10 protein-coding genes are annotated in these 12,896 nt (G+C 70.4%); 3 read left to right on the top strand and 7 right to left on the bottom strand.

Going from position 1 to position 12,896, the window contains the following annotated elements:
- The first annotated feature begins 135 nt into the window (after nt 1-135).
- The gene (locus U1T56_RS22030; RefSeq protein ID WP_418161664.1) at nt 136-2,295 is read left to right on the top strand and encodes a hypothetical protein; all 2,160 of its coding nucleotides are present in this window, start codon (nt 136-138) and stop codon (nt 2,293-2,295) included.
- A 25-nt stretch (nt 2,296-2,320) separates the two neighbouring features.
- Here the strand turns inward: U1T56_RS22030 and U1T56_RS22025 are convergent, their stop codons facing one another.
- Nucleotides 2,321-2,692: a response regulator gene (locus U1T56_RS22025; protein ID WP_418161663.1), complete on the bottom strand. Its 372-nt coding sequence runs from the start codon at nt 2,690-2,692 to the stop codon at nt 2,321-2,323.
- 339 nt (nt 2,693-3,031) lie between these two features.
- Between U1T56_RS22025 and U1T56_RS22020 the strand changes: the two genes are divergently transcribed.
- Nucleotides 3,032-3,298, top strand: a complete 267-nt coding sequence (locus U1T56_RS22020) for a hypothetical protein (RefSeq protein ID WP_418161662.1) — start codon at nt 3,032-3,034, stop codon at nt 3,296-3,298.
- A 321-nt stretch (nt 3,299-3,619) separates the two neighbouring features.
- A complete protein-coding gene (locus U1T56_RS22015; RefSeq protein ID WP_418161661.1) occupies nt 3,620-5,935 on the top strand; it encodes a glycoside hydrolase family 3 N-terminal domain-containing protein in 2,316 nt (771 codons plus the stop codon).
- A gap of 103 nt (nt 5,936-6,038) precedes the next feature.
- Here U1T56_RS22015 and U1T56_RS22010 read toward each other — a convergent pair whose 3' ends face one another.
- The 6 genes from U1T56_RS22010 to U1T56_RS21985 form a co-directional block, all read right to left on the bottom strand.
- Complete coding sequence (locus U1T56_RS22010) at nt 6,039-7,496, bottom strand: IS701 family transposase (protein WP_418161660.1); 1,458 nt, start codon at nt 7,494-7,496, stop codon at nt 6,039-6,041.
- A 112-nt stretch (nt 7,497-7,608) separates the two neighbouring features.
- Entirely contained in the window at nt 7,609-8,997 is a 1,389-nt protein-coding gene (gene pgmG / locus U1T56_RS22005) for a phosphoglucomutase/phosphomannomutase PgmG (protein ID WP_418161659.1), read from the bottom strand.
- Nucleotides 8,998-9,040: 43 nt separating this feature from the next.
- Entirely contained in the window at nt 9,041-10,363 is a 1,323-nt protein-coding gene (locus tag U1T56_RS22000; RefSeq protein WP_418161658.1) for a UDP-glucose dehydrogenase family protein, read from the bottom strand.
- Nucleotides 10,364-10,393: 30 nt separating this feature from the next.
- Nucleotides 10,394-11,260, bottom strand: coding sequence for a UTP--glucose-1-phosphate uridylyltransferase GalU (gene galU / locus U1T56_RS21995; protein ID WP_418161657.1), 867 nt, complete (start codon nt 11,258-11,260; stop codon nt 10,394-10,396).
- Between the two features lie 204 nt (nt 11,261-11,464).
- Complete coding sequence (locus U1T56_RS21990; RefSeq protein WP_418161656.1) at nt 11,465-12,184, bottom strand: DnaJ domain-containing protein; 720 nt, start codon at nt 12,182-12,184, stop codon at nt 11,465-11,467.
- A 4-nt stretch (nt 12,185-12,188) separates the two neighbouring features.
- Entirely contained in the window at nt 12,189-12,884 is a 696-nt protein-coding gene (locus U1T56_RS21985) for a VWA domain-containing protein (protein WP_418161655.1), read from the bottom strand.
- Between the last annotated feature and the right edge of the window lie 12 nt (nt 12,885-12,896).

Below are 12,896 nucleotides of genomic sequence, written 5' to 3'. Positions count from 1 at the left end.
GCAGGATCTGCCCTTGACGCTGGCGGTGGCTGTCGTCTGTGTCTGCGACGGCACCTGAACCTGCGCACGGCCATGGCCGCCCCATGCGACCGTGGCCGGCTCATGGTTCGGAAGATCGGGCAAGCGAAGAAGGCCATGGTGAGAGCCGTCGGAAGGATCTCCTTGCAGGACTGCGTGCTCCTGCTCGTGGCCTATGCTCTTTCGCTCGGGTTCGTCTGGCATTACGTCTCGCTCGAGACGCAGCTCTATTTCTGGGATCAGCGCGGCTATCAGGACCGCACCTTCGAGCTCGCTACGGCCTTTCAGGCCAGCCCTCTGCACGGCCTCGCCGATCTCGTGCTCTCGCTCTCGCGCGACTACAACATGCTGCCCTGCGTGCCGCTGCTGCCCTTCGTCTGGCTGCTCGGTACCTCGCGCCTCGTCTATGTCGCGGCGATCACCGCCGTCTACACCGTGCCGCTGGCGCTCGTGGTGGGCGGGGTGGCGACCAGGCTGTTCGAGCCGTCCTTGCCGAAGCGCCCGGTATTCTGGACCGCCGTGACCGCCACCCTCCTGCTGCCGCCGACCTGGACGGCCGCGCTGCGCGGCATGCCCGATGCGGGCGGCGGGGTGCTGCTGGCGGCAGCGCTTCTCGTCCATCTCGGCGATCCCGTGCTGGCGCGCTGGCGGAGCATCGTCCGGCTCGGCCTTCTGATCGGCGGCGCGGTGCTGTTCCGCCGGCACTTCGCCTATCCCGGCACCGCGCTCCTGGTCGCGATCGCCGCCGACGTCGCCGGCGCCACGCGCACAGGAATGCGGCTCCGGCCGTGGACGGCGCTGCCACGGCTGCTGCGCGCCGGACTCGTCGGCCTCGTGGCGACGGCAACGGTCTTCGCCGTGGCGCCCGCGTTCGCCTGGCGCGCTCTCACGACCGACTATTCGGATTTCTACGCCTCCTACCGCGAGCCCGTCGCCGATGTGCTCGTCTTCTTCGCCGGCAGCTACGGCGCTATCGTGGCAGCGCTGGCGCTTCTGGGCCTTCTCGCCGCATCGGCGTTGGATGTGGCCCGGCGTCGTCCCGCGCGCCTGCTCCTGATCTTCGGCGGGGTGTTCCTCGCGATCTGGCTCGCCGGCCCCCGCCAGGGGCAGTGGCAGTATACCTTCGGCAGCACCATCGTCGTGGCCCTCGGCCTCGTGGCGCTGTTCTGGACGATCCTGCTGCGGGCACGCCGCTGGCGGACGGCGCTCGCGACCCTGCTCGCGGGCCTGATCGGCCTGAACGCGGCGCACGGGTCCGGGCTGCTGCCGCTCGCGGACGAGAACGCGCTCTGGTTGGCACGGGCCTACCCGCCCCAGACCCGCAGCGACCGGCCGGCCGTGGACGCGCTGCTCGCCGAGCTCGAGCGCGTCGCCCATGGCCGGAAGGTGCTCGTGGCCGCTTCCTCGAAGCGCCTGAACCCCGATCTGGTCCGCGGCGCCGTCGCGCAGCTCCCGGCCGGCGACCCGCGTCGGCTCGAGGTGGTCCGCAGCCCCGAGATCGACTCTTCCGGCAGGTATCCGCTGCAGGCTCTGCTGACGGCCGACATCGTGGTGGTCGCCGTGCCGGCGCAGCTCCATCTGCTGCCCGGCGAGCAGGATGTCGTGCGCACGGTGGTCGACCAGTTCGTCCAGGGCTGGGGTGTCGCACGCGACTTCGCCCGCCTGCCCGGCAGCTTCGAGCTCGCCGGCGGCGTGCGGGTGCTGCTGTTCGAGCGCCGCGCCGCGCCGTCGCTCGCCGGTGCGCTGCGAGCGCTCGAGGAGATCCGTGCCGACGTGGGCGGACCTCCGGGTGCCGAACCCTACTGGCTTGGACTCGGCGCCGGCGGCACGGTGCGCGTCGCGGGCGGCGGTCCGGAGAGTCTGCGGCTCGAGGCCGATCTGGCGCAGGGACCGGTCACGTTCGTCCATTTCGGCCCGCCGGCTCGCGGCGGAGTCATCCTGAGCGCTCTGATCGATGCGAGGGACTGCCGGTCGGCGCACGCGATCGTGCTGCGGGCGAAGCCAGTCGACGAGCGGGGCGGGGTTGCCGGCGAGGAGGTGACGATCGGGCTGCCCGAGCCGCGGGCGCGGGTGAGGATGCCTCTCGCCCCGAAGGGAGCCGCCTACCTGACGCTTCGGGTTGAGCGGCGGGACGAGGCGGCGACGGAGGCTGGCCCATGCCCCCTGGTCGTGTGGCAGCCGACGCTCGCGTCGGGCGGGCGACCAGGGGGCGAGGCGGAACGAGGTCCCCTGCTGCCCGTTCCCGGGGAGGCCGGCCCCGCTCGGATCGGGCACTGATACCTCGCCGCGCGGCCTGCCGGCGTCAGGACAGGAGCTGACCCAAGAGCCGCTCCAGCTCCGGAGCGGCGTTCGGGCTGAAGGCGGCATCGGGCAGCGCCGGATGGCCGAACGACGGCTCGTCGTCATCGGAGACGATGAAGGCGGAGGGCACGTCGCAGCTCTCGAGGGCCGCGATCACCCGGGCGAGCTGCCGCTTGGGCAGCTTGGGATCGAGCAGCGCCAGATCGGGCCTGGCACGATCGAGCAGATCCACGGCCTCGCTTGCCGAGCCGGCCGGACCGAGCACCCGGCAGCCGAGCCGCTGCAACGTGCGCGCCCGCGCGAGCGCCAAGGGGAAGCGGGTCTCGAGCAGCAGCACCTTGCGTGCGAGATCGTTGTTTCGAGGTGTGCTCATGGTGACCTCCCTCTGTATTCTGGTGAACCTGCGCCGCCATGGCCGGCCGCCGGCGTGAGTCGCGCGTCGGCAAGCTTGGCGGGCGTATTCTTCGTTGATCCAATGCAAAACGATATAATGAACACGACAATTACGCTATAATATACCATGATATGCTTCGTGACCAGAGCCATGCCGGTCGTGCAGCGAAGGGCGCGCCCGGGAGTTGCACGGAGCGATGGCGCCGGATGGCACCGACGGGCGCGGCGCCTCGCGATACGGCATGGTATCGGAGGGTCGTTTCGGGCTATGATGATCGTTTCACGATCGGCCGGGCGTGCGGGTCAGGGGCAGCCGGTCGTGACCGCCACGCTCCAGCAGCAACCCGAACCGTCCGAGGCTGTCACCATGGCGAAAGACGAGCTTGCCGGCGAGCCCTGGGTGTCGGCCCCACTGCTCGGCCATCTGCCCGGAGATCCTGGAACCGTTCCATCGCGAGGACGGGCACCGGGCGGGGCGACCCTCGCCCGCGATGCCCCGGCCTTCGGGCTTCCCGGCTATGGCATCGTCCTTGGCGCGATCGTGCTGTTCGCCGAGATCGTGCTGGCGATCGCGACGATGCCGTGAACGGGGTCGGCCGGCGCCTCCCGTCCCGTCGGTCCGGAACGATCCCGCCGCCGATCGGCAGATCCGGCCGGTCACCGACTTCCGCCGCTATTCGAAGGCGACCCAGCCTAATGCGCCTCGAAGGCGGGTCTGGCCGGCCCAACCCGTAGCGGCGGTCTCGGGGGCCATGCACGGCGTCACCTGCAGCATGATCTCGTGGGCGCGGACGAAGCTGATGGCGGCTCGTCCGACCCCGGTCGACCGATCGGGATGGATCATGCTACAGGATGAGGTCGTCCGGGAGGATGGACCCCGACGAGCTCGACGGAGGTCGACAGGATCATGCAGGACGGCGTGTGCCGCCGGCATGTGCTCGGGGCGGGTGGTCTCGCCGCCCTGCTGCTGGGAGCGATGCCCGGAACGGCTCTGCCGGGCTTTCCCAGGCGCATGCTGCCGGATCGGTGCGAGGCCGATTCCGGGCGCTGTGCCGGTGCGACCGGGATTGCGGGGCGGACCCTTCCGGCACCCCGGATCGACGCGCTCCTCGCGGCCATGACGCTCGAGGAAAAGATCGGTCAGCTCACGATGCTCACCGCCGGCCTGACCGTGACCGGTCCGGGTGGCGTTCCCGATTACGTCCCGGCCGTCCGCGCGGGGCGGATCGGCAGCATGCTCAACCTGCATGGACGGGAGAGGATACGCGAGATCCAAAGGATCGCCGTCGAGGAGACCCGTCTTCGGGTACCGCTGATCTTCGGCCTCGACGTGCTCCACGGCTACCGGACCATCTTCCCGGTGCCGTTGGCGGAGGCGGCGGCGTTCGACCCGGCGCTCTGGGAGAGGACGGCGCGGGCCGCGGCCGTGGAGGCAGCAGCGGACGGGCTGACGCTGACCTTCGCCCCCATGCTGGACGTGGCGCGCGACCCGCGCTGGGGGCGGATCGTGGAAAGTCCCGGCGAGGACACCTGGCTCGCCGCCCGTTTCGCCGCGGCCAAGGTGCGCGGCTTTCAGGGCCCCGACCCGGCCGCCGCCGACAGCCTGGCCGCGACCGCCAAGCATCTCGCGGGCTACGGCGCCGTGACCGCCGGGCGCGAGTACGCCCCGATCGACCTGTCCGAGCGCGCCTTTCGCGAGGTCTACCTGCCGCCGTTCCGGGCGGCGGTGGCGGCGGGCGTGGCCGCGATCATGCCGGCCTTCGTCGCCCTCGCCGGCAGACCGATGTCGGCCGATGCGGATCTGCTGCGCGGCCTGGTGCGCGCGGGATGGGGGTTCGAGGGCGTCATCGTCAGCGATTACGGCGCCATCGCCGAGCTCGTCACCATGGGCCTGGCGCAGGATCTCGCCGAGGCGGCAGCACTCGCCCTCGATGCGGGCGTCGACATCGACATGATGAGCGACGCCTATCCCTCGGGGCTGCCGGTGGCGCTCGAGCGGGGGCGGGTGAGCATGGCGCAGATCGACGCCGCGGTCCGTCGGGTGCTCGAGCTGAAGCAGCGGCTCGGCCTGTTCGACGATCCCTACCGGGAAGGCGGCGCGGCGGTGAGCCGGGCGCAGCGACGGGCGCACCGCGCCCTGGCGAGAGATGCCGCGCGCCGTTCGATCGTGCTCCTCAGCAATCGGGACGGCCTGCTGCCGCTGCGCGGGACGGCCCGCCGCCTCGCCGTCATCGGCCCGCTCGCCAATGCGCGGCGCGACATGTTGGGGCCGTGGTCGGCCGCCGGACTGATCGGGGGAGCGGTCACCCTGTTCGAGGGCCTGCGCGATGCTTTCCCCGAGAGCGGCATCGCGCAGGCTTGCGGGGTCGAGATCGACAGCGGCGACCGGAGCGGCATTCCTGCGGCTCTCGATGTCGCGAGGGCAGCGGATGTCGTGGTGCTGTGCCTCGGCGAGGCATGGTGGATGAGCGGAGAGGGAGCCAGCCGCGCCCGCCCGGATCTGCCCGGCTGCCAGGCGGACCTCGCGCGCGCGGTTCTGGACCTGGACCGGCCCGTGGTCGTCCTCCTGTCCTCGGGCCGTCCCCTCCTCGTTCCCTGGCTGCTCGAGCGCGCGCATGCCGTGGTCGCGACGTGGTTCCTCGGCAGCGAGGCCGGCAACGCCGTCGCGGACGTCCTGAGCGGCCGCTGGAATCCGACCGGCCGGCTTCCCGTGTCGTGGCCGGTCGAGGTAGGCCAGGTTCCGATCTTCTACGCCCAGCTACCGACGGGCCGGCCGCCCGACCCCGCATCCCGGTACTCGAGCAAGTACCTGGATATGCCGACCGAACCGCTGTTTCCGTTCGGGCACGGCCTGGCCTACACGCGGTTCGGGCTGCGGAATCTCCACGTCAGCCCCGGCGAGCTGCGCCAGGGCGAGCGATGTGCCGTCGAGGTGGAGGTCTCGAACGACGGTCCGGCCCAGGGCGAGGAGACGGTCCTGTTGTTCGTGCATGCTCCCGCCGCGGGTCTCTCGCGGCCCGTGCTCGAGCTCAAAGGGGTGGCGAAAGCCGTCCTGTTGCCGGGAGAGCGGAAGAGCGTCCGGTTCACGCTCACGACCGATGATCTCGCCTTCGTCGGCCAGGACTTCACGCCGCGGCTGGTGCCCGGAGACTACGAGCTGCTCGTCGGCCCGGCCGCGGACCGTAAGCGCCTGTTGCGAACCGGCTTACGCGTTCCGGCCTGACATGGTGATGCCACGTCCGTGGCAGCCACCTTCCAGTTGGGCGGCGGACTTGGTACCGTGCCGAGGACTCGCCCGGCGATCCGACGCTTGCAGCGGTTGCCGGTCATGAGGACGGGGGCGAGCGAGGCCATGGTCCGTGACCTGATGGCGCTGCCCTGGTGATCGACGAGGGGGCGGCGGCAGCAGCCGAGCACCCTGAGCTCGACTTTGGCCATCGGGCCGCATGGCAGAGCGGGTAGGCGACGCCGTGGCGGAGCGCGGGAGGGAGTTTCCTCACCTCCGCCTGTCGCGATGACAGGAGCAAGCCCTGCTCGCGCCAGAACTGCCGCCGCACGGCGGCAAGGACGTCGGTGAAAGTCGGCCGCAGCCCGCGATACCAGGCATCGGTGCACACAGCCGAGCGGGTGCGGTGATCGAGGCGTGCCGCGAGTAGGGTTACGACGGAGAACAGCGCGAGCAGGCAGGGCGTGGTGCGGGCGATCGCCCGATCCGACCATTGCCGCTGGGTCTCGACGCCGGGATGGTCGCGCACCGCGCGGAACGTGACTTCGACTTGCCAGCGCTGGACGAACCAGCGAACGATCTGCAGCGGATCGCGGGCAGGATCGGTGCAGGGCAGCGCCTGCGGGTCGAAGCGGTGCAGGGGATCGCGCAGCCGCACCCAGCGGATGGGCAGGACCGGCAGGCCGGCGTGGCACCAGACGGCGGTGGCAGAACGGATCTCGACCTCCCGGTCGCCGTACCAGCCGGGCACCGTGACCCGCATCCAGCGCGTGTCCTCACGGGCGCGGCACTCGGCCAAGGTCGGCAGGCGCGCTCTCTTGGTGCGCGGCCGCCCGACCGTTCCTGGCCGGCGCGGCGGCGCCGGTTCATACAGTGCCGCGTCCAGCCGCAGACGGGCGATGCCGGTCAGGCCATACCGTGCCAGCGTCACCAGGCATTCCAGGGCAGAGAAGCTGCTATCGCCCAGCAGCACGCTCTCCCGTCCGGGCAGCCAGCGGCGTGCCTGCCGTGCCATCTGCCGTGCCCAGTCGGTCGGCTTTTTGTGCCGCCGGCCGCGCTCGCGGCCGTAGCGTTCCGAGGGGGCGAGCACGGTCAGGAACGGCAGCGCCCACAAGCGCCCGGCCCAGGGGATCGGCGCCAGGAGCATCAGGCTCGGCCAGCGCAGGCCGCTGGCCTTGACGCGGTGGCTCGTCGAGGAGCGGGTCGGGTCGCGGCAGATGCCCCTGGCGGCGATGCGCGTGCCGCGCCGGCGCTCGATCGTGTCCTCGATCCCGAGGACGATCGGGCCGCTCGGGGCAAAGGCGGCGATCAGCAGGCCGAGCAGCAGGCGGGCCGCCGCGCGGGGATCCCGGACCGCCCGGTCGAGGACGCGCGGATAGTTGGTGAACCGCCGTTCCCGGCCGAGGCCGGTGATCCGCAGCAGGCTGGCCACGGTGCGCTTGCCGGGGGCGAGAACGGCGCCGATCAGCAGCAGCTCGGCACGGCGCCACGTTCGCTGCTGCAGGCACGCCGGGATGACGGTTGGGATGACGGCGGCGAAGCGGGCTGGCAGGGGCATGGCGGCGTCTCTCGGCGGGGACGCGCCAGTCTACCGCCGACCCGCTCCGCCGCCTCACCCGCGCCGCCCGCCGGTCTGCGGCCGAGCCAGCCTCGAATGGCCAAAGTCGAGCTCAGAAGCTCGCAGGTGCCTCGATGCCGACCCGGCCCAGTTGACGCCGGACTTCGGCCTTGAGCTGGTCCAGCGCCTCGGGCGAGCGGGCCTCGGCGCGTACGACCAGGACCGCCTGCGTGTTCGACGCGCGTGCCAGCCACCAGCCGTCCGGTGTTCTCACCCGCACTCCGTCCGTGTCGTCGACCTCGGCACCCTCGGCCGCGAGATTCGCCTTCACCTCGGTGATGGCGGCGAACTTGCGCTCCTCCGGGCAGTCGAAGCGGACTTCGGGCGTGTTGAAGGCCACCGGCATCGCATCCTTGATCTCGGTCATGGTGCGCTGCCCGCGCGCCAGGATGTCGAGCAACCGGATCGCGACATAGAGTGCGTCGTCGTGGCCATAGAATCCGTCCTTGTAGAAGATGTGGCCCGACATCTCGCCCGAAAGCGGCGCCCCGGTCTCGGCCATCTTGGCCTTGATCAGCGAATGGCCGGTCTTCCACATCAAGGGTCGGCCGCCGAGCGCCGCGATCCTGTCGAAGAAGGCCTGGCTGCTCTTGACGTCGGCGATGATCGTAGCACCGGGATGGCGCTGCAGCACGTCCTCGGCCAGCACCTGCAGGATCTGGTCGCCGAACACGATCCGGCCCTTGCCGTCGACCACGCCGATCCGGTCGCCATCACCGTCGAAGCCGATGCCGAGCTCGTAGCCGCCGGAGGTCACCTCGCGGATCAGGTCCTCGAGATTGTGCGGCTCGGTCGGGTCGGGATGATGGTTGGGGAAGCGGCCGTCCACCTGCGCGAACAGGCACTTGTGCCGGCCGGGCAGCCGTGCGGCCAGGGCTTCCATCACCGGCCCTGCCGCACCGTTGCCGGCGTCCCAGACCACCGAGAGCGGCCGCGTGCCGTGGTAGTCGGCCAGGAGCCGGTCGACATAGGTCGCGAACACGTCGACCCGGGTCGCGGTGCCGGCTCCCTCGGCATAAGCACCCTCGGCCGCGATCCGGCCGATCTCCTGGATCTGGGCGCCATAGAACGGTCTGGTGCCCAGCATCATCTTGAAGCCGTTGTAGTCCGGCGGGTTGTGCGAGCCCGTGATCTGCATCCCGCCGTCGGCACCGAGATGGTGCACGGCGAAGTACATCATGGGCGTGGGCCCGAGGCCCAAGAGCAGCACCTCGAGCCCCGCCGCCTGCAGCCCAGCGCTCGCTGCCGCTGCCAGCGCCGGCGAGCTCAGCCGGCCGTCATAGCCGAGGCACACCTTCCGGCCGCCGGCCGCTCGCACCAATGTGCCGAAGCCGTGACCGATGGCACGGGCATCGCCCTCGGAAAGCGTGCTGCCGACGATGCCGCGGATGTCGTATTCGCGCAGCAGCGTGGGGTGGAAGGTGTGCGCCTGACCTGGCATGCTCGTTCCGGACCTGGACGTTGTCGGTTGCGAGGAGAAAGGCTCAGGTCGGTCCCGCGGCCACGGGCCGGCCGACGGAGGTGTAGGCGAAGCCGGCCTTGGCGACCTGAGCGGGATCGAAAATGTTCCTGAGGTCGACGATCAGCGGCTGGCGCATCAGGGAGCGGGCGCGATCGAGGTCGAGGCCGCGGAACTCGTTCCACTCGGTCAGGATCACCGCCGCATCCGCACCCTCGAGCGCATGATAGCTGTCCTGGCACCAGCCCACGTCCGGCAGGAGCTTCGCCGCTTCGCGCATCCCCTCCGGATCGTAGGCGCGGATCACCGCCCCCTCGGCCTGCAGCGCCGGCACGATCACCAGAGACGGACTCTCGCGCATGTCGTCGGTGTTGGGCTTGAAGGTGACACCCAGGATCGCGATGGTCTTGCCCGCCACCGAGCCGCCGCAGGCGTCGGTGATCTTCCGGACCATCCGCCGCTTCCGGCCCTCGTTGACGTTTACGACCGTCTCGACGATGCGCAGATGCGTGTTGTACTGCTCGCCGGTACGTAGGAGCGCCAGCGTGTCCTTGGGGAAGCACGAGCCGCCGTAGCCCGGGCCGGCATGGAGGAATTTCCGGCCGATCCGCCCGTCGAGCCCCATGCCCTTGGCCACCTGCTGCACGTCGGCTCCGACGCGCTCGCACAAGTCCGCGAGCTCGTTGATGAAGGTGATCTTGGTCGCGAGGAACGCGTTGGTGGCGTACTTGATCAGCTCGGCGGTTTCGAGCGCGGTGAACAGGATCGGGGTCTCGATCAGGTTCAAGGGTCTATAGCACTGGGCGAGGATCTCGCGCGCCCGATCGCTCTCGACACCGCACACCACACGGTCGGGCCGCAGGAAATCCTCGATCGCCGAGCCCTCGCGCAGGAACTCGGGGTTGGAGGCGACGTCGATCTCGAGGTCCGGCCGCTGGGTCTTGAAGATCTTCTGCAGTCTCCTGCCCGTACCGACCGGGACCGTGGACTTGGTGACGACCAGGGTGTCGTGCTTGAGCTTGGCCGCGATCTCCTCGGCGGCGGCAAAGACGTAGGTGAGGTCGGCATGGCCGTCGCCGCGGCGCGATGGCGTGCCTACGCCGATGAAGATGGCGTCCGCCCCGTCGATCGCCTCGGCGAGATCGGTGGTGAAGGAGAGCCGGCCTGCGGCCTTGTGCTTGTCGACCAGCGCGTCGAGGCCGGGCTCGTAGATCGGGATCCGGCCCTCCTCGAGCATGCGGATCTTGCTCTCGTCCTTGTCGACGCCCACCACCTCGAGCCCGAACTCGGCAAAACAGGCTCCGGACACCAGGCCCACATAGCCCGTGCCGATCATCGCGATACGCATGATTCGTTCCCTCGCTCTCGTGGGCGCCGTTCAGATGTAGCGCTTCAGCATCTCGCCGAAGCCGGGCTGCAGGTCGGCACGGGCCGAGGCGAGGGCCACGATCGCCTCGAGATAGCCGAGCTTGTCTCCGCAGTCGAAACGCCGGCCCTCGAACCGATAGCCGTGGAAGGGCTGCCGGCCGATGAGCTGCGCCATGGCATCGGTGAGCTGGATCTCGCCGCCGGCTCCGGGCTTCTGCCCGTCGAGGATCTCGAAGATCTCGGGCATCAGCACGTAGCGACCGATCACGGCGAGCCTGGAGGGGGCGGCCTCGGGCTGCGGCTTCTCGACCATGCCCTTGACCTCGGTGAGCCGGCCCCGCGTCTCTCCCGGCGCGATGATGCCGTAGCGCGAGGTGTGCTCCGTCGGCACCTCCATCACGGCCAGCACGTTGCCGCCGGACTCCCGCTGCGCCTCGACCATCTGGACGAGGCAAGGCTTCTCGGCATGGATCAAGTCGTCGACGAGCACGACCGCGAACGGCTCGTCGCCCACGATGTGGCGCGCGCACCAGACCGCATGACCAAGGCCCTTCGGCTCCTGCTGGCGCGTGTAGACCACCGCGCCGGCCCCGGGCACGCTGCGCTCGAGGGCTTCGAGCTCCTTCGTCTTGGCCTTGCGCGCGAGCGTGTCGAACAGCTCGTAGGCGCGGTCGAAATGATCCTCCATGATGGTCTTGCCGCGGCCGGTCACGAAGATGAACTGTTCGGCGCCGGCGGCAGCCGCCTCCTCCAGCGCGTACTGGATGATCGGCCGGTCCACGACCGGGAGCATCTCCTTGGGCAGCACCTTGGTCGCGGGCAGCATTCGCGTCCCGAGCCCTGCCACCGGAAAGACGACCTTGCGAACCTGTCGCATCTACATTCGACCTCGCTCGACCTCACCGCGCTCGATGGTGCGGAGCGGTCGCGCCCGCGTTTTGGGTGCAGGGCACCATCTTTCGCGCGGGTATGCTTCTAGCGGCTGCTGCCGTACAATATCAACCACGCCCTTGGCGCACCCTCTCGGCCCCATCCATCCACGAGGCTGTTCCTAGCACGCAACGATGAACGTTCGGTTAGCTCAGCGATGCGGTCGCAGCAGATAGTCGCGCGCGCGGTTGATCTGGCTCGCGAGATAGGAGCTGCCGCCGTGATCGGGGTGCAGCCGGGCCATGAGCCGCCGATGCGCCGCCCTGATCTCGGCCTCGCTCGCACCCGGCTCGAGGCCCAGGATCTCGAGCGCGGTGCGCTCATCCATCGCAGCGGGGGCGGGCGAGGCGTCGTCCCCGGCCCGGCCCGCTTCCTCGGCGGCCTCGCGCCAGCCCGGCTCACGGCGATCCAGATAGGCCTCGAGCAGCGGCACCGAGCGCGGATCCTCGCGGCGCGCCTCGTCGAGCAGGGCCAGAAGGTCGCGCAGGCCGAGGCTTCCCAGCTCGCGCCCGGCGAAGGGGCCGGCGCGGACCTCCCCTTCGACCTCGCCGCTCGCATGAGCGAGCCGCATGCGCAGGAGGTCGGTCTCGACCTCCGATATCCTCCCGCTGCCCGGCGCCGGCCCGAGCGGATCGGCGCCGCGCCTGCTCTGCATCACGGCGCGGACGGCCACCACGGTGGCGGCGAGCGTGACGAGGGCGAGGCCGAGTCTGCCGGTCAGCACGAGCCCGGTGCTGGTGAGCGCCGTGAACACGGCCACGAATGTCTTGAGCGCCAGCGCCAGATCGCGCGCCGGGATGGTCGCGAACCAGCGCCCCAGGAGGTAGACGAGGCCGAGCGTCACGAGGCCGAGGGCGGCATAGGCCAGCATGGCGTCAGCGGAGCTGATGCTCCAGGAGCCTGACGACCCCGCCCGAACGCCGGGCGAGTACCGCGACCGCGGCCGTACCGCCGGCGGCGTAGGCCGCGACCCCGGCGAGGAGCGCCTTCAGCTCCTGCGCCGAGCCGCTCGCGAACCGGCAGTAGGCCCCGCGGGTAAGGGTGGCGATGTGCCGGAAGGCGCGCGCGGCCGAGGGATCGTCGCCCTCGTGGAACATGAAGGCGCGGACACCCAGAAGGCCGAGCTCGCCCGCGAGCTCGCCCAGCGCATCGACGTCCTCCTCCATGCAGTCGCCCACGAACACCAGAGCCTGCACCGACTTCTTGCGGGTCTCGTTCACGGCGTGGCGCAGGACGCGCCCGATCTGGGTCTTGCCGGCGACACAGCGCACGCCGCGCATCAGACGGACCAGCTCCTGCCCGTCGCGCACCCAGGCGCTGGCCTTGCATTCGCCGAAGCCGCGGTAGAACACGAGCTGCACCTCGAGCCCGCCCAGGTGCCCGGCCTCGAGGAACATCTCGTTCTGCACGTGCGAGGCTAGATCCCAGGTCGGCTCGCGCGAGGCGGTCGCATCCAGAGCGAAGATAAGACGCCCCCTCGTGCCCGCCTTCGAGGCCGCCGGGAGCCGCCGCATCTCCTCGAGGAACGATGCGATGTCGCTCGTGTCGCGCTTTGTGATCTCGCTGCTCATGCTTCTAATGTT

The organism is Benzoatithermus flavus (assembly GCF_037908215.1).
Classification (GTDB): domain Bacteria; phylum Pseudomonadota; class Alphaproteobacteria; order Geminicoccales; family Geminicoccaceae; genus Benzoatithermus; species Benzoatithermus flavus.
The sequence above is the reverse complement of the archived record's forward strand: the minus strand, read 5'-3'. Positions and strand labels throughout refer to the sequence as shown.